19 protein-coding genes are annotated in these 24,447 nt (G+C 73.6%); 15 read left to right on the forward strand and 4 right to left on the reverse strand.

Annotated features, from left to right (window positions below; genetic code table 11):
• Positions 1 to 41: 41 nt before the first annotated feature.
• The 4 genes from AC1Q5D_RS02135 (at position 42) to secA (ending at position 5,819) form a co-directional block, all read left to right on the forward strand.
• Positions 42 to 974, forward strand: a complete 933-nt coding sequence (locus AC1Q5D_RS02135; protein WP_481736909.1) for a ComF family protein — start codon at positions 42 to 44, stop codon at positions 972 to 974.
• Between the two features lie 127 nt (positions 975 to 1,101).
• Positions 1,102 to 1,776 (forward strand): ribosome hibernation-promoting factor, HPF/YfiA family, encoded by a 675-nt coding sequence (hpf, locus tag AC1Q5D_RS02140; protein WP_481736910.1) that lies wholly within the window; start codon positions 1,102 to 1,104, stop codon positions 1,774 to 1,776.
• 18 nt (positions 1,777 to 1,794) lie between these two features.
• Positions 1,795 to 2,997: a winged helix-turn-helix domain-containing protein gene (locus AC1Q5D_RS02145; RefSeq protein ID WP_481736911.1), complete on the forward strand. Its 1,203-nt coding sequence runs from the start codon at positions 1,795 to 1,797 to the stop codon at positions 2,995 to 2,997.
• A gap of 95 nt (positions 2,998 to 3,092) precedes the next feature.
• Positions 3,093 to 5,819, forward strand: coding sequence for a preprotein translocase subunit SecA (gene secA, locus AC1Q5D_RS02150; RefSeq protein ID WP_481736912.1), 2,727 nt, complete (start codon positions 3,093 to 3,095; stop codon positions 5,817 to 5,819).
• A 7-nt stretch (positions 5,820 to 5,826) separates the two neighbouring features.
• Here the strand turns inward: secA and AC1Q5D_RS02155 are convergent, their stop codons facing one another.
• Positions 5,827 to 6,246: an Rv3235 family protein gene (locus AC1Q5D_RS02155; RefSeq protein ID WP_481736913.1), complete on the reverse strand. Its 420-nt coding sequence runs from the start codon at positions 6,244 to 6,246 to the stop codon at positions 5,827 to 5,829.
• 386 nt (positions 6,247 to 6,632) lie between these two features.
• Entirely contained in the window at positions 6,633 to 7,550 is a 918-nt protein-coding gene (locus AC1Q5D_RS02160) for a LysM peptidoglycan-binding domain-containing protein (protein WP_481736914.1), read from the reverse strand.
• 102 nt (positions 7,551 to 7,652) lie between these two features.
• On the opposite strand from AC1Q5D_RS02160, the gene AC1Q5D_RS02165 reads away from it, so the two are divergent.
• The 5 genes from AC1Q5D_RS02165 to AC1Q5D_RS02185 all read left to right on the forward strand — a co-directional run bounded on the left by AC1Q5D_RS02165 (position 7,653) and on the right by AC1Q5D_RS02185 (position 16,588).
• Positions 7,653 to 8,198, forward strand: a complete 546-nt coding sequence (locus tag AC1Q5D_RS02165) for a hypothetical protein (protein ID WP_481736915.1) — start codon at positions 7,653 to 7,655, stop codon at positions 8,196 to 8,198.
• Positions 8,199 to 8,313: 115 nt separating this feature from the next.
• Positions 8,314 to 8,961 (forward strand): CpaB family protein, encoded by a 648-nt coding sequence (locus AC1Q5D_RS02170; protein ID WP_481736916.1) that lies wholly within the window; start codon positions 8,314 to 8,316, stop codon positions 8,959 to 8,961.
• On the forward strand, positions 8,958 to 10,211 hold the full coding sequence (locus AC1Q5D_RS02175; protein ID WP_481736917.1) for a CpaE/TadZ family protein: 1,254 nt from the start codon (positions 8,958 to 8,960) through the stop codon (positions 10,209 to 10,211). Before AC1Q5D_RS02170 ends, AC1Q5D_RS02175 begins: the two co-directional genes overlap by 4 nt.
• An 88-nt stretch (positions 10,212 to 10,299) precedes the next feature.
• Positions 10,300 to 15,117, forward strand: a complete 4,818-nt coding sequence (locus tag AC1Q5D_RS02180; protein WP_481736918.1) for an NAD-glutamate dehydrogenase — start codon at positions 10,300 to 10,302, stop codon at positions 15,115 to 15,117.
• A gap of 1 nt (position 15,118) precedes the next feature.
• Entirely contained in the window at positions 15,119 to 16,588 is a 1,470-nt protein-coding gene (locus AC1Q5D_RS02185) for a sensor histidine kinase (RefSeq protein WP_481736919.1), read from the forward strand.
• A gap of 108 nt (positions 16,589 to 16,696) precedes the next feature.
• Here AC1Q5D_RS02185 and AC1Q5D_RS02190 read toward each other — a convergent pair whose 3' ends face one another.
• A complete protein-coding gene (locus tag AC1Q5D_RS02190) occupies positions 16,697 to 18,238 on the reverse strand; it encodes a LysM peptidoglycan-binding domain-containing protein (protein WP_481736920.1) in 1,542 nt (513 codons plus the stop codon).
• 264 nt (positions 18,239 to 18,502) lie between these two features.
• Here AC1Q5D_RS02190 and AC1Q5D_RS02195 point away from each other — a divergent pair, with 264 nt between their 5' ends.
• Complete coding sequence (locus AC1Q5D_RS02195) at positions 18,503 to 18,856, forward strand: Rv2175c family DNA-binding protein (RefSeq protein ID WP_481736921.1); 354 nt, start codon at positions 18,503 to 18,505, stop codon at positions 18,854 to 18,856.
• Between the two features lie 16 nt (positions 18,857 to 18,872).
• Here the strand turns inward: AC1Q5D_RS02195 and AC1Q5D_RS02200 are convergent, their stop codons facing one another.
• A complete protein-coding gene (locus AC1Q5D_RS02200; RefSeq protein WP_481736922.1) occupies positions 18,873 to 19,955 on the reverse strand; it encodes a polyprenyl synthetase family protein in 1,083 nt (360 codons plus the stop codon).
• A gap of 83 nt (positions 19,956 to 20,038) precedes the next feature.
• On the opposite strand from AC1Q5D_RS02200, the gene dinB reads away from it, so the two are divergent.
• The 5 genes from dinB to ftsL all read left to right on the forward strand — a co-directional run bounded on the left by dinB (position 20,039) and on the right by ftsL (position 24,412).
• Positions 20,039 to 21,235, forward strand: coding sequence for a DNA polymerase IV (gene dinB / locus AC1Q5D_RS02205; protein WP_481736923.1), 1,197 nt, complete (start codon positions 20,039 to 20,041; stop codon positions 21,233 to 21,235).
• A 157-nt stretch (positions 21,236 to 21,392) separates the two neighbouring features.
• Entirely contained in the window at positions 21,393 to 21,758 is a 366-nt protein-coding gene (locus AC1Q5D_RS02210; RefSeq protein WP_481736924.1) for a DUF3040 domain-containing protein, read from the forward strand.
• A gap of 325 nt (positions 21,759 to 22,083) precedes the next feature.
• Positions 22,084 to 22,515 (forward strand): division/cell wall cluster transcriptional repressor MraZ, encoded by a 432-nt coding sequence (gene mraZ, locus AC1Q5D_RS02215; RefSeq protein ID WP_481736925.1) that lies wholly within the window; start codon positions 22,084 to 22,086, stop codon positions 22,513 to 22,515.
• Between the two features lie 161 nt (positions 22,516 to 22,676).
• A complete protein-coding gene (gene rsmH, locus AC1Q5D_RS02220) occupies positions 22,677 to 23,675 on the forward strand; it encodes a 16S rRNA (cytosine(1402)-N(4))-methyltransferase RsmH (protein WP_481736926.1) in 999 nt (332 codons plus the stop codon).
• A complete protein-coding gene (ftsL, locus tag AC1Q5D_RS02225) occupies positions 23,672 to 24,412 on the forward strand; it encodes a cell division protein FtsL (RefSeq protein WP_481736927.1) in 741 nt (246 codons plus the stop codon). Before rsmH ends, ftsL begins: the two co-directional genes overlap by 4 nt.
• Positions 24,413 to 24,447 lie beyond the last annotated feature (35 nt).

Raw genomic sequence — 24,447 nt, forward strand, 5'->3', positions numbered from 1 at the left:
GCGCCCGCCCACCGGCCCATCCGATCAGGCAGGATCGGAGGATGAACGACGGCGGAGCGGCCCGGGACGGCAGCTCCCGGGACGGCGCGGCCCGGGCGGGCCGGCCCCCGGCGCGCACGGACCGGCGTCCCCGTGCCGCCGCCCTGGCCGACCGGTGGGTGCACGGAACGGCGGGCCGGGCCGCGGTCCGCGTGCTCGGCGCCGCCGCAGCGCTGCTCGCGCCGACCGACTGCGTGGCCTGCGGGACCCCCGACGCGGTCCTGTGCCCGGGCTGCCGCGCGGCCGTCCGCGCGTCGACCCTGCGCCCCTTCGCCGCCGAGGACGGCGCGGAGTCGCTGCCCCTGGCCGGACGGGGGGATTCGCCGCTGCCGGTCGTGGCGGCGGGCGTGTACCGCGGCGGGCTGGCGGCGGCGGTGCTCGCCTTCAAGGACCGGGGCCGGACCACGCTGGCGTCCGTCCTCGGGCCGGCGCTCGCCGGGGCGTTGCGGGCGGCCGCGGACCAGGTCGTCGCCGGTGCGGTGCCGGTCCCGGTGTCGGCTGGGCGCGCCGTGCCGCTGGTCTTCGTTCCGGTCCCCAGCCGTGGCGCGGCCCTGCGGCGGCGCGGCTATTCCCCGGTCGGGGTCCTGCTGGATTGGGTCGGGCGCCGGGGGCTGCTGCCGCCGGGGACGGAGGTGCTGCCCGCCCTGCGGCACGCCGGCGGCACCGCCGCCGGACCCCAGAAGGGCCGTGGCCGCCGCGCGCGCGGGGCCCTCCGTGGATCCCTGGCCCCGGCCGCCCCGGTCCCTGCAGGCGCGTTGTGCCTGGTCGTCGACGACGTCCTGACCACGGGCGCCACGCTCGCCGAGGCGCACCGGTGCCTCACGGCGGCGGGCGCCCGGGTCGCCGGAGCCGTCGTCGTCGCGGCGGCCCGCCCGCCGCACGACGCAGACGAATTCCGCCAGAGGAGAACGGGAAATCCGGGGGAGGGGGGTTGAATCCGCGGCCGGGCGGATTACGGTGGAGTATGGGCACCTCGCAAGAGGATCAGAACCCCATCTTCAGCGGCTGGAAGGAGGAGCTCCTTCGGCCGCTGTTGTGTCACCTGAGCAGTGGGAGGACACCATGGAGATGAAGATCACCGGACGCAACCTGGAGGTTTCGGACAGGTTCCGGGAGTACGCGGACGAGAAGGCCGCCAAGATCGAGCAACTCGCCTCGAAGATCCAGCGGCTGGATGTCAAGGTCACCAAGGAGCCCAACGCGCGCCAGACCGACACCCAGCTGACGGTGGAGATCAGCGTCGTGGGGCGCGGCCCCGCGATCCGGGCGGAGGCCAAGGCGGCGGACAAGTTTGCGGCGTTCGATATCGCCTTCTCCAAGCTCCTCGAGCGGCTGCGCCGGGCGCGCGACCGGCGCAAGGTCCACCATGGGCGCCAGACCCCGACCGCGGTCTTCCAGGCCACGTCGTCGCTGCCGCCGGCCGACGGGCACGTCCCCCTGCACGAGTCCGTGGCCGCCGCGGCCCCCGAGGAAGCCGCCGCAGCGGACGCCGAGAGCCCGGTCGAGATCCGCCGGAAGGTCTTCCCGGCGGCGTCGATGAGCGTCACGGACGCCGTCGACCGCATGGAGCTCGTCGGGCACCCGTTCTACCTGTTCGTGGACGAGTCCACGGGCAAGGCCTCCGTCGTCTACCGGCGCAAGGGCTGGTCGTACGGCATCATCTCGCTCGACGAGGAGTGTGACGGCGAAACCGTCGAGACCGTCGCCTACCGCGACAGCCAGCACGCGCCCGCCTAGGCCGCGTTGCCACCCCGCATGGCCCTGGAGCAGGCCCGGCGCACCGCGCTGGCCGCCCAGGGCCTCGCGGCGCCCCGGCCCGCGGGCCCGGCCGGGACCCGACGCCTCCGCGCCGCGTTCGAGCGGCTGCACCTGCTGCAGATCGACTCCGTGAACGTCCTGGCCCGCGCCCACTACCTGCCCCTGTACTCGCGGCTGGGCCCCTACGACCGCGCGGCCCTCGACGGGCTCGCCTCCCGGGCGCCGCGGCGCATGGTCGAGTACTGGGCCCACGAGGCCTGCTTCGTCCGGCCCGAGCTGTTCGACGACCTGCGCGTCTGGCAGCGGCGGCGGTGGGTCGGCGGGGGCGAGGCGGAGCGGCTGCTGGGCGGGGACGGCCCGGCCCCCGGCATCCTCGACCTGCTGGAGTCCTCCCGCCCCCTCACGGCCCGGCAGGTGCAGGAGCGGCTCGGACACGAGCCGGTCGCCGACCGCAGCGACTGGGGGTGGAACTGGTCGGCGACCAAGCGGACCCTCGAGGTGCTGTTCGAGCGGGGGCTCGTCGGCGTTGCCGGGCGGACCGCGCAGTTCGAGCGCCGGTACACGCCGGTCCGGCGCGTGCTGCCGGGCGGGGAGCCCGGCGAACCGCCCCCGCCGGAGGAGGCCCTGGACCGACTGGTCGCCGCTGCCGCCGAGGCCTTGGGCGTCGCGACCGTGGGCAGCCTCGCCGAGTACTTCCGGCTGCCCGTCCGGGACACGGCACGGTCCGCCGACCGGCTGGTCGCGGCCGGGACGCTCGCCCCCGTGGACGTCGAGGGGCTGGGAGGGCATCTGGTCCACCGGACGGCCACCCGGCCCCGCGCCGCCGTCGCCACGGCGCTGCTGGGACCGTTCGACCCGCTGGTCTTCGACCGGGCGCGCCTCGAGCGGCTGTTCGGGTTCCGCTACCGGCTCGAGATCTACACGCCGGCCGAGCGCCGGACCCACGGTTACTACGTGCTGCCCTTCCTGCTGCGCGGCCGGTTCGCCGCGCGCGTCGACCTCAAGGCGGACCGGTCCGGTTCCCGGCTCGTGGTCCGGGCGGCCCACGCCGAGCCCGCGGCTCCGGACGACGCGGCGGACGCCCTGGCCGCAGAGCTGCACCTGCTCGCCGGCTGGCTGGGCCTCGGCGACATCGCCGTCGAGTCCGGGGCCCGCTCCGGCGGGAACGGTTTCGCGGGGCGGCTGGCCGCGGCGGTGTGACCGTTCTCCCGGCCGGGAACCGCCCGCCGGGCCCGGACGTGACTCACGTAGACTGACACCGCCACAGACCACGAGCATCAGATCGGGAGCTCCACGTGCCCTCACTGCTAGAACGCGTCCTGCGCACCGGCGACAAGAAGATCCTCAAGCGCCTGCGCGGCTATGCCGACGCGGTGAACCTGCTCGAGGAGGAGTTCCGGGGGCTCTCGGACGCCGAGCTGAAGGCCGAGACCGCGACGCTGCGCGAGCGCCACGAGGCCGGCGAGGCCCTCGAGGCCCTCCTGCCGGAGGCGTTCGCCGCCGTGCGCGAGGCCGCCGACCGCACGCTCGGCATGCGGCACTTCGACGTCCAGGTCATGGGCGGGGCGGCCCTGCACCTCGGGAACATCGCTGAGATGAAGACCGGCGAGGGCAAGACGCTCGTGGCCACGCTTCCCGCGTACCTCAACGCCCTCACGGGCCGCGGCGTCCACGTCGTGACCACGAACGACTTCCTGGCCCAGTACCAGTCCGAACTCATGGGCCGCGTGTTCCGGTTCCTGGGCCTCGAGACGGGGTGCATCCTGGCCAACATGGACCCCGCCGCGCGGCGCCGGCAGTACGCCGCGGACATCACCTACGGCACGAACAACGAATTCGGGTTCGACTACCTGCGCGACAACATGGCGTGGTCCCGCGACGAGCTGGTGCAGCGCGGCCACTACTTCGCCATCGTCGACGAGGTCGACTCCATCCTCATCGACGAGGCCCGGACCCCCCTGATCATCTCGGGCCAGGCCAGCGGGGACGTCAACCGTTGGTACTCCGAGTTCGCGCGGCTCGTGCGGCGGCTCGAGCCCGGCGCCGACTACGAGGTCGACGAGAAGAAGCGCACCGTCGGGGTGCTCGAGTCCGGGATCGACAAGGTCGAGGACTACCTGGGCATCCACAACCTCTACGAGGCGTCCAACACGCCGCTGATCGGCTTCCTGAACAACGCCATCAAGGCCAAGGAGCTGTTCAAGAAGGACAAGGACTACGTCGTCATCAACGGCGAGGTGCTCATCGTCGACGAGCACACCGGCCGCACCCTCGCGGGCCGCCGCTACAACGAGGGCATGCACCAGGCGATCGAGGCCAAGGAAGGCGTCGAGATCAAGGCCGAGAACCAGACCATGGCCACGGTGACGCTGCAGAACTACTTCCGCCTGTACGAGAAGCTCTCCGGCATGACCGGCACCGCTCAGACCGAGGCCGCCGAGTTCATGGGGACCTACCAGCTCGGCGTCGTGGAGATCCCGACCAACAAGCCGATGCAGCGCAAGGACCAGTCGGACCTGATCTACAAGAACGAGATCGCCAAGTTCGACGCCGTCGTCGAGGACATCGTCGAGCGCCACGCGGCCGGCCAGCCCGTGCTCGTCGGCACCACCAGCGTCGAGAAGAGCGAGTACCTCTCCCGCAAGCTCGCGAAGGAGGGCGTCAGGCACGAGGTGCTCAACGCGAAGCAGCACGCGCGCGAGGCGGCCGTCGTCGCCCAGGCCGGCAAGAAGGGCGCCGTGACGGTCGCGACGAACATGGCGGGCCGCGGCACCGACATCATGCTCGGCGGCAACGTCGAGTTCCTGGCCGTCGCCGAGATGGAGCGGCGCGGATTGGACCCGCAGCGGGACTCCGAGGAGTACGAGCGCGTGTGGGACTCCGTGGTGGAGGCGGCGAAGAAGCAGGCGGCCGCCGAGGCCGACGAGGTCCGTGACCTCGGTGGCCTGTACGTCCTGGGCACGGAGCGCCACGAGTCCCGCCGCATCGACAACCAGCTCCGCGGCCGTTCGGGCCGCCAGGGCGATCCGGGGGAGTCCCGCTTCTACCTGTCGATGACGGACGAGCTGATGCGCCGCTTCAACGCGAACGCGGCCCAGCGGATCATGAACAACCCATCCATGCCGGACGACATGGCCCTCGAGTCCAAGCTGGTCTCGAAGGCCATTGAGACCGCGCAGGCGCAGGTCGAGGCGACCAACGCCGAACAGCGCAAGAACGTCCTGAAGTACGACGACGTGCTCAACCGGCAGCGCGAGGCCATCTACGGCGACCGGCGCCGGATCCTCGAGGGCGACGACCTCCATGAGAAGGTGCAGCACTTCCTGGAGGACGCCATCGGGGCGATGGTCGCCGAGGCGACCGGCGAGGGGCACGGCGACGACTGGAACCTCGACTCCCTCTGGGCGAACCTGAAGCAGCTCTACCCGGTGTCGCTGACCGTCGACGAGGTCATCGAGGAGGCGGGCGGCCGGGGCCGGCTCACCTCGGAGTTCCTCCGCGAGGAGCTGGTCTCCGACGCCCGGGTCCAGTACGAGGCCCGCGAGGAGCAGATCGGCTCGCCGAACATGCGCGAGCTCGAGCGCCGGGTGGTTCTGAGCGTCGTCGGACGGAAGTGGCAGGAACACCTCTACGAGATGGACTACCTCAAGGACGGCATCGGACTGCGGGCGATGGCCCAGCGCGATCCGCTGGTCGAGTACCAGCGCGAGGGCTACACCATGTTCCAGACGATGATGGAGTCCATCCGCGAGGAGAGCGTGGGACTGCTCTTCCACGTGAAGGTCGAGACACAGGCCGCGCCGGCCCCCGTGACCCTGCCCGGCGCCGTGGACGGGCGCTCGGCGACCCTGGCGCCCACGCTTTCGACGCCGGGCCTCGACGCCCCCGCGCGTCCTGCCCAGCTGCGCTACACGGCACCCACCGAGGACGGACACGCCAGCACGCGCACCGAGCGCACGGGCGAGGGCGAGGCCCAGGGCAACCGGGCCGAGCGCAGGGGCAAGAAGGCCAAGCGCCAGTAGCCCCGGCTCACCCGAGCTCCAGGGCGCACACGCGCCACTGCCCGCGGCGGCGCTCCACCCGGAGCGCCGCCGCGCGCACGCGTGCCCGACCCGCCAGAACGAGACTCACCTCGAACGCGCCCTCCCCGACGCGGCACGCGCGGGCGCGCCGGATCGCCGTGGTGCGGTAGGTGGCCAGGGCGGCACCGCCCAGCGCGGCGTGGGTCAGCTCGATGCGCCGGTGCAGCTTGTCGTACGTGTCCGGGTCCAGCCAGCGGGCCAGCTGGTGCACCGGCCTGACGCCGGCGAGCGCCTCGAACACCGCGAGTCCGACGGCGCCGCACACGCGCAGGGCGGCCGCCTGCTCCTCGCGTCCCCCGCGCCCGCGCCCGCCGTCGCCGGGCCCTGCGGATCCGCCTCCGGAGTCGCCGCGACCGGACCCGTCCACGGCCCGTCCCGGGACGTCGGTCCCGCCCCGGCCCCGTCGGCGCCCAGGTTCCGGTTCGGCGGGAAGCGCATGCCGCAGCAGGCCGGCGTCCGCGAAACGCCGGACACCCGGATTGGGCGGAGCCAGGGGGACCGCGGTCACCACCGTCCCCTCCGCGGCGGGGTCGCCGGTGGATCCCGCCCGTACGGCCGCCCCACTGGACTGGGCGTCCGTGCCCCTGGGCTCGGCGGCTCCCGCTCCTGGAGCCGGCGTGGCCCCCGCGGTTTCGGCCGGGGCGCCCTGGCCGTGGGACGCCGGCGTCGCGTGCTGTTCCATGGGTTCCTCCCCCTGGGGCGCGTGCCCCGATCGATGGGTCCGCTGCGCGGGCCCCTGCTGGTGCGAGCTGTTCACCGTGGTCCGGGCCGGACCAGAACGGTTCCGACGGCGAGGTGGTTCGGGTCCGGCCCGATGGCGGCCTTGTTGGCCGCGTACCAGCGCGGCCATTCCCGGGCGATGGCCGCCTCGGACGCGCCTGTGCCGAGGCTTCGCGCGGCCAGTCCCCAGAGAGTGTCGCCGTCCGCGACCACCACCTCCCGGTCCGTGGCCTCCCGGACCCCTCCGCCGAGGACACGGTCCATCGGGGCGGCCGGGCGCTCCGGCCGCCAGGCGGGCGTCGGCGCACCGCCCTCACGGGACGCCCCGGCCCCCGGTGCGGCGGCCACGGGGACGGCTGTCGTCGGGACGGCGCCGGGTCCCGGTCCGCCGGGGACGGCGTCAGGCGCTCCGGCCGCAGCCCGGCCGGCGCCGAGCCCCGGTCCGGGCCCTCCGGCTGGCCGCGCCGCCCGCCCGGCCCCGACGGTCGGCCAGTCGGGGAGTGGTGTCATGGCCTGTGGCGTGTCCGCGGGCCAGGCCGCAGGCGGAGCGGCTGCCACGGCGGGAAGTGGGCGCGACTGCTGCGCCGGCTCCGCCGTCGGCACGGGGGCGGCGAGCGCCGCGGGGGCCAGCGCGACCTGCGTCCCCACCACGGCCGCGGCCAGGCGCCGCATCGTCGCGGGACTCAGCCGGGCCACCCGGGCCGCCGCCGCGGTGCGTCCCGCGCGAGCCAGCAGGGCCGCGGCGAGAGCGCTCGCGGCCCCCAGGAGCCACCAGACCAACACCGCCAGGCCGACGAGGGCGAGACCGGCTCCCGCGGCCCGCTCGGTGTCCCAGCCCCCGGAGCCCGGGGCGGCGAGGGCGAGGCCGTTGCCGGCCAGGACCAGTCCGAGGGCCGCCGCCACGAGGACGCTCAGCGCGTCGTGGGACCGGCGTTGCGTGGGTGCCGTCATGCCAGGCTCCTTTTGATGCTGTTTGATGTCATTTGATGTCGTTCTTTGCAGCATGCTTGCACCTGGCGTCGGGCCTGTCTAGATCCCGTCTAGGCTGTGGGCATGAGATGGGACGCCCTGTTCGCGGACCTCGAGGCCCAACTGGCGGCCGAGGGGAGGCGCGACCGCATCGCCGAGATCCAGGAGATGGTTCGGGTCGAACGCGCGCAGGTGCCACTCGCCTCGCGGCTGGCCGGCCACGTCGGGGCGGACCTGGCGGTCACGCTCGCCGGCGGCCTGCGGCTGCACGGCGCCTTGCGCCACGTCGGCCGGGGTTGGATCTCGCTGGCCGCCGGCCCCGTCGAGTACGTCGTCCCTGATGCGGCGCTGCGGGCGGTCGAGGGGCCCGGGGCGAGGGCGACGCCGGAGCCGGCTGGCGCCGGTGCCGTGACGCTGCGTCAGGCGCTCCGCGCCCTCGCGCGGGACCGGGCCCGTGTCGTCGTGCACGGGACCGAGGGGCGCACGGCGTGTACGGGCACCCTCGACCAGGTGGGGGCCGACTACCTCCAGGTCGCGGCCCACGGCCGGGACGAGTACAGGCGCGCGGGCGCCGTCAGCGCCGTCGTCCTGGTGCCCCTCGCGGCGGTGGCGGCGGTCCAGCGCGACTGATCCGGTTTTCCACAATCCGCAGGTCATGGACTTGGCCCGGCGACGATTCCACCCATACTGTGGAATCCGCGCCGGAGCCGGTCCCGGCGACCGCGCGGGAGAACGGGGGACAACGGTGGCGGAAGCTGAACCGCGGGAGCTGCGCAGGCTGCGCAAGCCCGGCTGGAAGGACCCACGGCTGGTGGTCGGCGTGCTGCTGGTGCTGGCCTCCGTCACGGGGGTCGTCGCCCTCGTCGCCGGTCTCGACCGGACGGAGCCGGCGTACGTCGCCCGGGAGGACATCCCACTCGGAGCCGCCGTGACGGCCGACCGGCTTACCGCGGTCGACGTCCGGCTCGATGGCGTGGACGCCGGGTACCTCTCGCCCGAGGCCGGGGTGCGGGACGGCCTCAAGGCCAACACCCTGATCAAGGCGGGCGAGCTGGTGCCGCTCCGGGCGCTGGCCCCCATCGATGCCCCCAGCCGCAAGCCCGTCTCCCTCGAACTGCGGCAGGCCCTGCCGCAATCGGTCGCGGTCGGAGGCCGCGTCGACGTGTGGGCGGCGGCCCGCGAGGAGGGCGGCAACGCGTATGGCGAGCCGCGCCTGCTGCTGCCGGCGGCCGAGGTCTCGGCCCTGCGGCCGATCGACTCGGGCTTCGCCGGGACGACGGGCACCGTGCTTGAGGTCCTCGTCGAGGACGCGGCCCTGCCCGGCCTGCTGGGCGCCCTGGCCAACGAGTCGCGCCTGACCGTCGTCCACAACCCGAGCGGCGCGGCGCCGTGACGGTCGCCGTCGTGGTCTGGGGCGCCGCGGGGTCCCTCGTCGAGGACCTGGAACGGCTGCGGGGGGCCGTCACCGTCGTGCGCCAGTGCTCCGACCTGTCGGAGGTGTCCGCGCTCGCGGAGTCGGGCCTGGCCGACGCGGCCCTCCTGGCCGGGCCCCCGAACGACGTCGACGCCGCCTTCGCCGACGCGTTGCTGGCCCGCGGCATCGCCTGCGTCGTCCTGACGGGGGACGCCGGGGAGCTGGACCGGCTCGCGGCACTCGGCGTGGCCACCGAATCGCCGGACGCGGACGCCCGGGCGGTGTCCGACCTGCTCGAACTCGTCGCCGCAACCGGCCGCACCCGCGCCGTGGCGCCCCGGCCTCCGGCCGGGCCCGAGGGCGACGCGTCGCCCCCGGGACGCATCGTTGCGGTGTGGGGTCCCGCCGGGGCCCCGGGGCGGACCACGGTGGCCGTCAACCTCGCCGCCGAGTCCGCGCTCGCCGGCCGGCGGACCGTGCTCGTCGATGCGGACACCTACGGCGCGAGCGTCGCCGTCCACCTGGGCCTGCTCGACGAGTCGGCCGGGCTGGCCCACCTGTGCAGGCTCTCGGACCAGGGGCTCCTCGACGGGCCCGCCTTCGAGCGCGCCTGTCCGCCCGTCGCCGTCGCGGGCGCCCGGATGAGGATCGCGACCGGGCTGCCCCGCGCGCACCGGTGGCCCGAGGTGCGCGGGGAGGCGCTCGGGCGCGTCCTCCGCTTCGCCACGGCGCACGCGGACCTCGTCGTGGTGGACACGGCGACCCCGCTGGAGACCGACGAGGACCTGACCTTCGACACCTCCGCGCCGCAGCGCAACGCGGCCGCCCTGGCGGCCCTGCACTCGGCCGACGAGGTCCTCGCCGTCGGGGCGGCGGACAGCGTCGGCGTGCCGCGCCTGGTCCGCGCCGTCGAGGAGCTGGCCGAGGCGGTCCCGGAGGCCGCGGTCCGCGTCGTCCTGAACAAGGTGCGGGCCTCGGCAGTGGGGAGCTCGCCACGCCGGCAGCTGCGCGAGAGCTGGCAGCGCTTCGGCCCGGGACCGGCGCTGGACGCTTTCCTGCCGTGGGAGCCGGCCGCCGCCGACGCCGCGCTCCTCGCCGGCAGCGCCCTCGCCGAATCCGCGCCGGGCAGCGCCCTGCGCGCCGCGATCGCGGCCTTGGCGGGGCAGCGGATCGAGCGCCGCAGGGCCCCGTGGCGCGGACTCCGTGTGGCGGATGTGACGCAGTCGTGAGGCTTCGTTAGGCTGGGACGGGTTAGGCCGCAATGGAGCGGTCAATTCTCGTCACTGGAGGCGTACTTTGAAGTCGTCGGCGTCTGGCGTGTCGGAGCGATTCATCGCGGACACGCTCACCCCGTCATTTGTGGAGACCTACTACAGCCACCTCGCCCCCGAGGACGCTGCGGACTACGACCGGGAGACGCTGGAGCGGCGCGCCGCCGCACATTTAGCGGCCGGCTTCCGTCGCAGCCGGGGCGAGGCGGCCGTCGACGTCGTCGTCGACGGCGGAGCGACCGTGGTGTACGCGGTCACCGACGACATGCCCTTCCTCGTGGACTCCGTCACGGCGGAGATCGTGCGCCAGCGCCACGCCATCAGCCAGGTCATCCACCCGATTCTCATCGCCCGCCGCGCCGGCGACGGGGAGTTGACCGACCTCCAGGCCGTCCCGACCCACGCGCCCATCTCCAGCGGCGACACGGCCGCGCTGCCCAGCCTCGCCCGGTTCATCCAGGCCGACGGGCACACGGCCATCGAGTCCTGGATCGCGATCGAGATCGCCGGCACCGCCAGCGCCGAGCGCCAGGCGGAACTCGCCTCGGGCCTGCGGAAGGTCCTGGCCGACGTCCGCGTCGCCGTCGAGGACTGGCAGCCCATGCGCGAGAAGGCGCTGGACGTCGCCGAGCGGCTCGCGAACGTTGCCCACCCCGAGGGCATCCCCGACCTGCAGCCCGCGATGGAGCTGCTGCGCTGGCTCGATGACGGCAACTTCACCTTCCTCGGCTACCGCGAGTACGACCTGGCGACCGAGGGCGGCGAGGACGTCCTGCGGGTCCGCCCCGGCAGCGGACTGGGCCTGCTCCGCGGGGGCGACACCGGCGAGCCGCAGCGCCTGACGCCGTCCGGCCGCGCGAAGGCCCGCGAGCGCAGGGCCCTCGTGCTGACGAAGGCGAACTCCCGGTCCACGGTGCACCGCCCCGTCTATCTGGACTACATAGGGGTCAAGAGCTTCGACCCGCAGGGCAACGTCAACGGGGAGCGCCGCTTCATCGGGCTGTTCGCCTCCAGCGCGTACACCCGCTCGGTGCGCAGCATCCCGCTGTTGCGCGGCAAGGTCGACGCCGTGATGCACGCGTCCGGGTACGCCCCGGATTCGCACTCCGGCAAGGACCTCCTGAGCATCCTGGAGTCCTACCCGCGCGACGAGCTGTTCCAGATCGGCGCCGACGAGCTCCTGGAGACGGTCCTCAGCATCCAGCGCCTGCAGGAGCGCCGGCGCACCCGGCTCTTCCTGCGCGAGGACGTCTACGGGCGCTTCATGTCCGCCATGGTCTTCCTGCCCCGCGACCGGTACACGACCGCCGTCCGGCGCCGGATCGAGGACGAGCTCGACCGCGCGTTCAACCCGGAGTCCAAGGACTTCGTGGTCCACATGTCGGAGTCGGCGCTCGTCCGCCTGTTCTACCGAATCCGCCTGCCGCGCGGCGCCGGGGTCCCCGAGGTGGACCGCGCCGACCTGGAGCGGCGCCTCGTCGACGCCGTCCGCTCTTGGGCGGAGGGCATCGACCAGGTCGTCCACGAGCGGGTCGCCGGCGACGGCGCCGCCCAGGTCTCGCGGCTCTGGGGCGAGGCGTTCCCGCCCGCGTACCGGGTCGCGTTCGAGATCGAGGACGCGATGGAGGACATCGACCGGTTCTCCCTCTACGACGATCCGGGCTTCCGCGGTCCGGTCGTCCGCGTGGACGCGTCCGTGCCCGCCTCGGACGTCCGCGAGCAGCACGCGAGCGACGCCCGGCTGAAGCTGTACCTGACGGAGCCGGCCTCCCTGAGCAACATCCTCCCGGTCCTCGCGCACCTGGGTCTGGAGGTCGTCGACGAGCGCCCCTTCGCGATCACCCGCGGCGACGGCAAGGAATTCCACCTCTACGACCTCGGGCTGCGCTACCCGGCGGGGGTCGACCCGGAGGCCACCAGCGAGCTGCTGGCCGAGGCGTACCGGGCGGTCGCTCAGGGCCGGGCGGAGTCCGACGGCTTCAACCGGCTGATCCTCGCGGAGGGGCTGGACTGGACGCGCGTCTCGGTGCTGCGCGCCTACGCCAAGTACCTGCGGCAGATCGGGATCGGCAACTCGTACGGCTTCATCGGCGACGCGCTCCAGGCCAACGCCGCAGTGACCCGCGCGCTGCTGGCGCTCTTCGAGGGGACCTTCGACCCCCGGCTGAGCGCCGACCGGCGCGAAGCCGCGACGGCGGAGGCCCGCGAGGCGCTGGCCGCCGCGCTGGAGAACGTCCCCACGCTCGATGCGGACCGCTTGCTGCGCCGCTTCGCGAACGCGATCGAGGCGACGCTGCGCACGAACTACTTCCAGGGCGGGGAGCACCTGTCCTTCAAGATCGCCCCGACCGCCGTGGAGGGCGCCCCCTTCCCCCGTCCCAAGTACGAGATCTGGGTCCACTCGCCCCGGGTCGAGGGGACGCACCTGCGCTTCGGCGAGGTGGCCCGCGGCGGGCTCCGCTGGTCGGACCGCCGGGAGGACTTCCGGACCGAGGTCCTTGGCCTGGTCAAGGCGCAGATGGTCAAGAACGCGGTCATCGTGCCGACCGGCGCCAAGGGCGGCTTCTACGCCAAGCGGCTTCCCGACCCCGCCGTCGACCGCGGGGCGTGGATGGAGGAGGGCAAGGCGGCGTACCGGATCTTCATCCGGGCGCTGCTGGACATCACCGACAACCTGGTGGTCGACGGCGACGAGCAGCGCGTCGAGCCACCGCGCGACGTCGTGCGCCTCGACGGGGACGACACCTACCTCGTCGTGGCGGCGGACAAGGGCACCGCCAGCTTCTCCGACATCGCGAACGACATCTCCCTGGAGGTCGGCCACTGGCTCGGGGACGCGTTCGCGTCCGGCGGCTCCGTCGGCTACGACCACAAGGCCATGGGCATCACGGCCCGGGGGGCGTGGGAATCGGTCAAGCGGCACTTCATGGAGCTGGGCGTCGACTGCCAGAACCAGGACTTCACCGCGGTGGGCATCGGCGACATGAGCGGCGACGTCTTCGGCAACGGCATGCTGCGCTCGCGCCACACCCGCCTCGTGGCGGCCTTCGACCACCGGCACATCTTCCTCGACCCGGATCCGGACCCCGAGGCGTCCTTCGCGGAGCGCGAGCGCCTTTTCGGGCTGCCGCGCTCCAGCTGGGACGACTACGACCGTTCGCTCATCAGCGCCGGCGGCGGCATCCATCCGCGCAGCGCCAAGTCCGTGGAGATCTCGGGGCCGGTGCGCGAGGTGCTGGGCCTGCCCGAGGAGACCACGCGCCTGTCGCCGCCGGAGCTGCTGCGGGCGATCCTCACCGCGCCTGTCGACCTGCTCTACAACGGCGGCATCGGCACCTACGTCAAGTCGGCCGCCGAATCGCACGCCGACGTCGGGGACCGCGCGAACGACGCCATCCGGGTCGACGGCGGCCAGCTGCGCGCCCGCATCGTCGGCGAGGGCGGCAACCTGGGCATGACCCAGCTGGGCCGCATCGAGGCCGCGCTGGCCGGGACGATCCTCAACACGGACGCCATCGACAACTCCGCCGGCGTCGACTGCTCCGACCACGAGGTCAACATCAAGATCCTCGTCGACCGGATGGTGGCCGCGGGCCGGCTCGACGCCGCGGAGCGCACCGGCTTCCTGCATTCCATGACGGACGAGGTGGCCCGGCTGGTCCTGCAGACGAACATCGACCAGAACGTGATGCTGCTCGTCGACCGGCAGCGGCTCTCCGAGTGGAACCCGAGCTTCGAGCGGCTGATGCAGTGGCTCGAGGAGACCGCGGACCTGGACCGGGACCTCGAGTTCCTGCCCGGCACCGCCGAGCTCAAGAAGCGCGTCGAGGCCGGGGAGGCGCTCACCTCCCCGGAGTTGTCGGTGCTCGCGGCCTACGCCAAGATCCAGCTGGCCTCGGCGCTGGCGGACTCGGACCTCGCCGACGACCCCTACTTCGCGGGGACCCTCAGGGACTACTTCCCGTCCCAGATCGTCGAGCGGTTCGGCGACGACGTCCAGACCCACCCGCTGCGCCGGGAGATCATCTGCACGGTGGTCGCCAACGACATGGTCAACGTCGGCGGCATCACGTACGCGTTCCGCGTGATCGAGGAGACCGGGGCCAGCGAGGCCTCCGTCGCGCGGGCCTTCGTGGCCCTGCGCGAGATCTACGGGCTCGACGCCTACATGGCCGCCGTCAAGGACCTTCCCGCGGACTTCCCCACGGACCAGTGGGCGCGGATGCTGCTCGACATGCGCCGCCTGCTGGACCGCGCGACGCGCTGGTACGTCGGCAATGTCGACCGCCGCGCCGGAGTCCAGGCGGAGATCGACCGCTTCGGCCCCACGGTGCGCGGGCTGCGGGACGACCTCGCCTCCCTGCTGCGCGGCCAGGACCTCGAACGCGCGTCCGCCTGGTGCGAGGAGGCGCTGGAGCGGGGCACGCCGCGGCCTCTGGCCGAGAGGTGGTCGCAGCAGTTCGAGAGCTTCGCGCTGCTGGACGTGGTCAACACCGCGGAGAAGACCGGCCGCGACGCGCGCGAGGTCGCCGCGCAGTACTACACGGTCTTCGACCGCTACGGGATCGACGGGCTGCTCGAGCGCATCACCACGCTGCCGCGGCTGGACCGTTGGCAGGCCCTTGCCCGGGCCGCGATGCGCGACGACCTGTATGCGACCGCGGTCGAAATCACGCTCGCCGTCCTCGACTCCGGCGCCGATCCCGGGGATCCGGTGGCGGCCCTGGACGAGTGGGAGCGCGCCAACGAGGAGAGCCTCCAGCGCGCCCGGACCATGTTCAACGAGGTCAACCGCCTCGAGCGCGACGACATGGCGTCCCTGTCCGTGGCCCTGCGCCTGCTGCGGTCGATCGTGCGGCGGTAGCGTGGCGACATTCACCGACCCCGTCCGGGAGTTCGCGGACTTCCGGGCGGGGGACGAGGAGTGGCTGCACCTGCTCGTCGGGGACTGGCAGCTCGTCGCGGACCTGGCCTTCGCCGACGTCGTCCTGTGGCACCCGACGCAGGACGGCACGTACGTCGCGCTGGCGCACGTGCGGCCCTCGACGGCGCAGACCGTGTTCCAGACCGACTTCGTCGGCGAACGGATCCGGCGGGACCTCAAGCCGCTCGTCGAGGCGGCCTGGCGTTCGCAACGGATCGAGCGGGCCGACGAGGACCACTGGACCAACGAGTCCGCCATGCGCATCGAGGCGGTCCCCATGGTGCGCAACGGCAGGACCCTCGCGGTCCTGACGTGCCACACGGACCTCACCCGGTCCCGGGTCCAGTCCCGGCTCGAGCAGACCTACCGCCAGTGCGCGGACGACCTGCTCCGCATGGGCACCCAGGGCCTGTGGCCCGACTTCGCGACCCCCGCCGGCTCCCGGCGGGGCGCGCCGCGCGTCGGCGACGGACTGATCAGGCTCGACGCCCAGGGCACGGTCCGGTACGCGAGCCCCAACGGCGTCTCGGCGTACCGGCGGCTCGGCGGCGCCGACACCCTGGAGGGGCGGTCCCTCGCGGAGGTCACCACGGGGCTGCTCAGCCGGGGCCGCCGCATGGTCGACGAGACGCTGCCGCTCGTCGTCACCGGCAAGATGCCCTGGCGGACCGAGGTGGAGGCCGGGGGAGTGGTGCTCTCGCTGCGGGCCATTCCCCTGCGCGACGGAACCACCAGGTACGGCGCGCTGGTGCTGTGCCGCGACGTGACGGAGCTGCGCCGCCGCGAAAAGGAGCTCGTGTCCAAGGACGCGACCATCCGGGAGATCCACCACCGGGTCAAGAACAACCTCCAGACCGTGGCCTCGCTCCTGCGGATCCAGTCCCGGCGCATGCGCAGCGAGGAGGGGAGGCTCGGGCTCGAGCAGGCGATGCGGCGCGTCGCCACGATCGCCCTCGTGCACGAGACGCTGTCGCAGGGCCTGACCCAGAGCGTGGACTTCGACGAGCTGATTTCCCGCCAGTTCCGGCTCGCGGCCGAGGTCGCGTCGCCTGGCCAGGTGGTGCGCACGGAACTCGCGGGGTCGTTCGGGGACCTGCCGAGCGAGTTGGCCACGCCCCTGTCCCTGGTCGTCAACGAGCTCGTCTCCAACGCCGTCGAGCACGGCCTGGGCGAGCGGGACGGGACCGTCGAGCTCGGCGCCGAATGGCGCACCGCGGACGGCGGTGGGCGCCGGCTGCGCGTGACCGTGTCCGACGACGGCGCCGGCCTGCCGCCCGAGCCGCGCACCGAGGGGCTGGGCCTGCAGATCGTCCGGACGTTGGTCACCAGCGAGCTCTCCGGGACCATCGAGTGGCTGCCCCGCCCCGGTGGCGGCACCCGCGTGGTCCTCGACCTGCCCGTCGCCGGCTGAACGACGGCGCCGCGGGCGGAGCACCCGCCGGGCCCGCGCCCGCGGGGCCCGGAACGACGACGGGGCCGGGTCCGCACTGCGGACCCGGCCCCGTGGCGGTCTCGGGGTCTAGGCGAAGCGCGCCATGTGCGCCTTGACGGAGGCGACGTAGCGGCGCGTGTCCGGGTACATGCCGTTCCTCCGGACCGAACCCTGGCCCTGGTAGTAGGAGGCGATGGCCCCGTCGACGGTGTGGCTGCTGCTGCGCAGCGCGCGGATGATCGCGACGCCGGCCGTGGCGTTGTCGTACGGGTCCAGCAGGTTCAGTTCGCGCCCGACCAGCTGCGAGGCCCATTCGCCCGAGGACGGGATGACCTGCATGGCGCCGATCGCGTTGGCCGGGGACACGGCGGCCTGGTTGAACCCCGACTCCTGGTACGCGTGGGCCAGGGCCAGCGCCGGGTCGACGCCCATGGCGCGGGCCGTGGACGCGATGATCGACTGCATTTCAGAGCGGCCCGGGAGGTTCCGCGAGAGCAGCTCGTACTTGTTGTCGTTGGCCGAGCGGACGGTGTCGTCCGGGTACCGGTAGTGCAGGAACGAGTTCGGCACCAGCTGGGGGCGCGACGAGGACGTTGCGGAGACCGACGCGCCGCCGGAGAGCTTGAGCTTCTGGCCGGGGTGGATGGTGGAGCTTGCGGAGAGGCCGTTGGCCTTGAGGACGGTGCTGAGTCCGACGCCGTGGCGGGCCGCGATGGCGGAGACGGTGTCGCCGGCGCGGACGGTCACGGTCTTGGCCGAGGCGGAGGTGGCCCGCGCGGTCCCGGCGGAGCGTGCGGCGCTGGAGCCGGAGAGCTTGAGCTTCTGGCCGGGGCGGATGGTGTCGCTGGAGGAGAGGCCGTTGGCGCGCAGGACCTGGCCGACGGAGAGGCCGTGGCGGGCCGCGATGTGGGAGACGGTGTCGCCGGCGCGGACGGTCACGGTCTTGGCCGAGGCGGAGGTGGCCCGCGCGGTCCCGGCGGAGCGGGCCGTGCCGGCGGAGCGTGCGGCGCTGGAGCCGGAGAGCTTGAGCTTCTGGCCGGGGTGGATCGTGGAGCTTGCGGAGAGGCCGTTGGCCTTGAGGACGGTGCTGAGTCCGACGCCGTGGCGGGCCGCGATGGCGGAGACGGTGTCGCCGGCGCGGACGGTCACGGTCTTGGCCGAGGCGGAGGTGGCTCGCGCGTTCCCGGCGGAGCGGGCGGCGCTGGAGCCGGAGAGCTTGAGCTTCTGGCCGGGGCGGATGGTGGAGCTTGCGGAGAGGCCGTTGGCGCGCAGGACCTGGCCGACGGAGAGGCCGTGGCGGGCCGCGATGTGGGAGACGGTGTCGCCGGCGCGGACGGTCACGGTGCGGGGAGCGGCGGCGACGGTCACGTGGGAGGGGATCGCCGAGGCCACGAGGTGGGCGGCGATCCGCTGCTGGGCCGCGGCGACGTTGGCCTGGGTGGCGAGCTTGGGCGCGAGCCCGCTGGCGGGCGCGGCGGCCGGCGCGGCGGCGGCGGGGGCCGCCGTTCCGAGGCCGGTGAGGGCGATGGCTGGAATGGCGGCTGCGGCGACGGCGCCCGCGATGCGGGGGCGGGCGGCGGAGGGTGCCGAACCGAACGAACGCACGCGGTCTGGGCGATGCTGGGTCATGGTGGGATCCTCAATCGTTAGCCGGCAGCCACCCCCGGCCCGCGCCTCCGGGTACACGGTGCGCGGCGTTGGCGGCAACCGCAAGCCACCGGCGGCCGGACCAGGCAGGGTCCGCTGTTCCCCCTGTGACTTGTGTTGCAAGTGTGACTCGAGTGAATCTACACCATGCCTCCGTGACACAAAAACCCCTGCGACCGGGGCGGCACGGTGTTGGCCTCGTGTTTTCCTCGGGTTCCCCGTCGCGCGTGTGGCAGTCTGGTTCCCGTGAACACACTTGAAGAGCTCGTGGGCGAGTGGCTGACCCTTCCCGACCTGGCCGAAGCGCTGGACATCCCGCTGCGGCGTGCCCACGCCCTCGTGGACGAGGGTTCGCTGGTGGCCGTGCGCATCGGCGAGCGGAACGTCAGGGCCGTCCCGGCCGCGTTCGTGCGGGACGGCGCCGTCATCGACAGCCTCAAGGGGACCATCAGCGTCCTGCGCGACGCCGGCTTCGGGGACGAGGAGCTCGTGGCCTGGCTCTTCACGGCCGACGAGTCCCTTCCCGGAACGCCGATGGAGGCCCTGCGCGGAGGCCGGAAGACGGAAGTCCGCCGGCGGGCGCAGTCCCTGGCCTGGTAGCCCGCCGGTTGTCGGGCTAGGAGGAGCGCGAGATCGCCGCCGTCCCCAGGCCGTGGAGTGCGGACCGGACGTCGGCGGCGATCGGCAGGGCCTCCAGCGCGGCGAACCCCCGCGCGGACAGCTCCGCGATGGCCCTCTCCGTGGCCTCCAGCGCACCCGCCTCCCGGATCACGTCGCGCATTCGCGCGACCTCCGCGTCCGCGAGGTCGTCGGCCCCGAGGCGCTCCGCGATGAAGTCCCGGTCGCCAGGCCCGGACAGGCGCAGGGCGTGGGCGATGAGCTCGGTGCGCTTGCCCTCGCGCAGGTCGTCGCCGGCCGGCTTGCCCGTGGTCTCGGGGTCTCCGAACACGCCGAGGACGTCGTCGCGGAGCTGGAACGCCTCGCCCAGCGGAAGCGCGAACGCAGAGTAGCCGGCCAGCAGCTCCTCCCCGGCGCCGGCCAGCGCGCCCCCGAGCAGCAGCGGGTTCTCGACCGAGTACTTGGCCGACTTGAACCGCAACACGGTCCGGGCCCGTTCCACCGCGCCCTCGTCGCCATGGTCGAAGCCGGCGGACTCCTCCAACACGTCCAGGTACTGGCCCGCCATCACCTCCGTGCGCATGCGGTCGAACACGGCGCGGGCCCGGGGCCGCTCCGGGCGGATCGACGCGAAGACCCGCTCGCTGTAGGAGAGGGCCAGGTCGCCGGCCAGGATGGCGGCCGCCTCGCCGAAGCGGTCCCCGTCGCGCCGCCAGCCCCGCTCGGCGTGCAGGGCCGCGAAGCGGCGGTGGACGGCCGGCATTCCCCGGCGCGTGGCCGAGCGGTCGATGACGTCGTCGTGGACCAGCGCGGCCGCCTGGAACAGCTCCAGGGCGACCCCGGCGACGACGGCGGCGTCGTCGTCCGCGGAGCCGCCGGCGCCCCGGAACCCCCAGTGGGCGAACAGCGCGCGCATGCGCTTGCCGCCGCGGGTCAGGTCCCGCAGGCTCGCCACGAGCTCGACGGCGTGCGGCGAGATCCCGCGCACCTCCCCGGCCTGCCCGTCCAGGAACGCCGCAAGGCGCTCGTTGACGCGGTCGACGAAGTCCGGCGGGGACACCGGGGCGGGGTGGGGCGACATGGCCGTCCTTGGGTCGGGGGATGCGGTCCGGGCTTCCACTCTAGCCGCGCGGTCCACGGGCTCGCCGCCCTTAGGATGGAGCCATGAGTGTGGCGGGCGCTCCCCGGACGGTGCTCCATGTCGACATGGACGCCTTCTTCGTCTCCGTCGAGCTGCTCCGCCGGCCCGACCTGGCCGGGCGCCAGGTCATCGTCGGGCACCCGGGGGAGCGGTCCGTGGTCCTCTCCGCCTCCTACGAGTGCCGGTCGCTCGGAGTGCGCTCGGCCATGCCCATGTCCCAGGCGATGCGCCTGGCCCCGCGCGCCACCGTCCTCGAGCCGACCCAGGCGGACTACCGGCGCTACTCGGGACTCGTGATGGACATCTTCCGCGACACGACACCCCTGGTCGAGCAGGTCAGCGTCGACGAGGCCTTCCTCGACGTCACGGGGAGCCTGCGGCGGCTCGGCGAGCCCCTGGCCATCGGCACGATGCTCCGCCGCCGGGTCCGCGACGAGCTGGGCCTCCCCGCCAGCGTGGGGATCGCCCGGAACAAGTTCGTCGCGAAGCTGGCCTCGACCCACGCCAAGCCCGACGGCCTCCTGCTCATCGCCCCCGGCGACACCGAGGCGTTCCTCCATTCGCTGCCGGTCACCGCCCTCTGGGGCGTGGGGGCCAAGACGGCGGCCGTGCTGGCCCGGGCCGGGATCTCCCAGGTCGCCGAGCTGGCCCACACGCCGCCGGCGACGCTGGAGCGGCTCCTGGGGGCCCACGGCCTGCACCTGCATGCCCTGTCGTGGGGCCGGGACGAGCGGCCGGTGGAGCCCGTGCGGGAGGAGAAGAGCATCGGCGCCGAGGAGACGTTCGCCCGGGACACCTCGGACGCTGCCCTGCTCGAGCGGGAGCTGCTGCGCCTGGCGCACCGCGTCGCCGAGCGGCTGCGGTCGGCCGGGCGGTCGGCCGGCACCGTCGCGCTCAAGCTGCGCTACGCGGACTTCACGACGCTCTCCCGCAGCCGGCGCCTGCCCCAGCCGACCGATTCGGGCGCCGCCGTCGCCGCGGCCGCCGTCGGTCTCCTGCGCGGGCTCGGACCGCTCCGCCAGCCGGTGCGCCTGGTGGGCGTGCGCGGCGAACAGCTGTCCGCAGCCGCCGGGGGCCTGCAGCTGAGCATCGAGCGCAGCGACGCGAACTGGCGCGGAGCCGAGGAGGCCATGGACCGCGTCCGCACCCGTTTCCCGGGCGCGGCCGTGCGCCCTGCGACGCTCATGGAGCGCGGGGGAGACGACGCCGACGGCGGATGACGGCTCGACTACCAACCGGCCCGCCGGCAGGACTATCCTTGAGGGACAGCGACGGCGCCCGGCCGCCGGAACAAGCGCGGCGGTCCGGACGTTGTGAACTGGTAGTGGGGCGTGCGGACCGGCACAGGCCCCGGATCGAGGGAACGGGGGAAGGGACATGCCGCTTTCCGAACACGAACAGCGACTGCTCGAGCAGCTGGAGAAGCAGCTGCACGAGGACCACCGTTTCGCGTCGTCGATGAAGTCCAGCACCTCGCCGGGCGGTTGGTCCACGCGCAACATCGCCATTGGCGTGCTGGCCGGCGTCGTCGGCATCGTGGTGCTCCTGCTCGGGATCTCCAGCCAGCTGACCGTGGTCGGAGTCCTCGGCTTCGCCCTGATGTGCGCCGGCGTCTACATCGCCGTCTCCAAGGTCGGCCTCGGCCGCCTGGGCCGCGGAGGCCGGGGCGGGGAGCGCAAGAAGGGCTCCTTCATGGCCGACCTCGAATCGAAGTGGGACCAGCGCCGCCGCGACGAGCAGTAGCCGGGGCCGCGGGGAGGGGCGCGACCGGGCCCCCACTTTCCCCCACCGGAGCCCCGCGACGCCCCCCACGGGACAGGATCCGCCCTCCAGGCGGGTCCTTTCGTCGTTTAAGGCCCCACCGAGCCACCCCGGCGCCCCTCCGGCCCTCCACTTCCCCCCACCGCGCCACACGCCCGACGTGGCGCGGTTTTTCGCGCCCGAAGCCGACGCGCAGGAGGGTGTTTCGCGTTGACAGTGGGGGGAAGTGGAGTAAAGTGGGGGACAGCAGAGGGCAGTGGAGGCGAAGGGGTGAGGGCGGCTCCTCCGAACCGAGAAGGCGGTGCGCATGTTCCTGGGAACATACACACCGCGTCTCGATGAGAAGGGGCGGTTGATCCTCCCGGCCAAATTCCGCGAAGAACTGGCGAACGGGCTGGTGCTGACGCGGGGCCAGGAGCGGTGCGTCTACGTCTTCAGCCAGCGGGAGTTCGAACGGGTCCACGAGCAGTTGCGCGAGGCCCCGTTGTCCTCCCGGCAGGCGCGGGACTACATCCGCGTGTTCCTCTCGGGGGCCTCCGACGAGGTGCCCGACAAGCAGGGGCGGGTCACCATCCCGTCCCCGCTGCGGACGTACGCCGGACTGGACCGGGAGGTCACCGTCATCGGCGCGGGAACGCGGGCGGAAATCTGGGACACCGGGGCCTGGAACGCGTACCTGGAGGAGAAGGAAACCGCCTTCTCCGAAACCGACGAGGAGATCCTGCCGGGTCTCTTCTAGCGGCGGAAGCCGCAGGGTTTGGGCGAGCTCTCCAGCCGCCCGGCACGACCCTCCTGGCCCACCTTCCCCGGGGCCAGGCGGAGGGGTGCCGGAGCGGAGGGGGAGCTGGCCCCAACCCACGCAACGGACGCAAGCTGTGACACGCTGAAAGGGGAGCGGCGATGGGCCACCCGGACACACCGCGCAACCCCTGGGAGCGGCACGTCCCCGTGCTGCTCGAACGTTGCGTCGGGCTCATGCGACCGGCGATCCAGGCAGGGATCGCCGAGCGCGGACGGGCCGTCGTTGTCGACTGCACGCTCGGCATGGGCGGGCACTCCGAGGCGGTGCTGCGCGAGTTCCCCGAGGTCCACCTCGTCGGCCTCGACCGCGACCAGCAGGCGCTCGAGCTGGCCGGCCAGCGGCTGAAACCATACGCCGACCGCATCGACCTGGTCCACGCCACCTACGACGAGATCGCCGACGCTGTCGACGATCTCGGTCTGTCCGGGGCCGATGCGGTGCTCTTCGACCTGGGGGTCTCCTCCCTCCAGCTCGACGAGGCCGGACGCGGCTTCGCCTACTCCTACGACGCCCCGCTCGATATGCGCATGGACACCTCCGCCGGTCCCACGGCGGCCGACGTCGTCAACGGCTACCCCGAGGCCGAGCTCGTGCGCATCATCCGCGCGTACGGCGAGGAGAAGTTCGCCGGGCGCATCGCCTCCGCGATCGTCGCCGCCCGCACCGCGGCGCCGCTGCGCACCACGGGCGAGCTGGTCGAGGCCATCCGCTCCGTCGTGCCGGCCGCCGCCGCGCGGACGGGAGGCCACCCGGCCAAACGGACGTTCCAGGCCCTGCGTATCGAGGTCAACGGCGAGCTGGACGTCCTGGACCGCGCCGTGCCGGCCGCGATGGACTCCGTCGTCGTCGGCGGCCGCGTCGTCGCCATGAGCTACCACTCCCTGGAGGACAAGATCGTCAAGCGGCACTTCGCCGCGGCGTCGCGGTCCTCCGCGCCCCCCGGGTTCCCGGTCGAACTCGAGGAGCACAAGGCGCGCTTCCGCACCCTGGTCAAGGGCACGGAGAAGCCCACCGAGGCGGAATGCGCGGAGAACCCCAGGGCTGCGTCCGCGAAACTGCGGGCGGTCGAACGCACTCTCGAAAGGAGCCGAGCATGAGCAGCAGCAGGCCCGCGCGACCCCGCGTGCCCCGCGCGGCGGCCGCAGTCGACGGGGCGAACGCCCGCGTCCTCGCCCCGGCCCCGACCCCCCGGCCCGAGGCCGAGCCGCGGCGGCGCACCCCGCTCGCGGTCGTCCCGGCGGGTGCACGCCGGCCCCGCGTCCCGTTCGCCGTCTTCTGCTTCTCCGCCCTGCTCGCCGCCCTGGCCACGGTCCTGGTCCTGAACATCCAGGTCTCCACCGGCCAGTACGAACTCGTGCAGCTGCGCCAGCAGGAAACGGCCCTCGCCCAGGAGAACGAGGCGCTGACACAGCGCGCCCAATATCTCGAGGCTCCACAGATCCTGGCCTCCGAGGCGGCAGAATTGGGCATGGTCGTCCCGGGCTCCGTGGCCTCGATCGACCTCGACACCGGCAAGGTTTCGGGAACCGCCGGGGCGGCGACCAGCGAGGACGCCCCCAGCGCCCTCGTCGCACAGCCCGAGGCGCCGGCGGCGAAGCCGGCCGCGGCCGAGCAGAAGGCGGAGGCGCCCGAGGCCGACCGGCGGCAGGCCACCGCCTCCGGGGCCGGCCAGCAGCGCGCGGCGGAGGCCGGGCAGCCGGCGGGCGAACCGGCCGCCGGCGGGGGCCAGGCCTCCAACGCCGGCGGCGCGGCTGCCGGGCGGCCCGACTTCCAGGAGTCGGAGCTGAACGGCGGGACGATCCCGGCGCCCGAACAGCGGGCGGCCGGCGAGTAGACCGGACGGCCGGCGCCGTCCACCGCCCACCACCG

The sequence above is a fragment of the Arthrobacter paludis genome, from assembly GCF_056782315.1.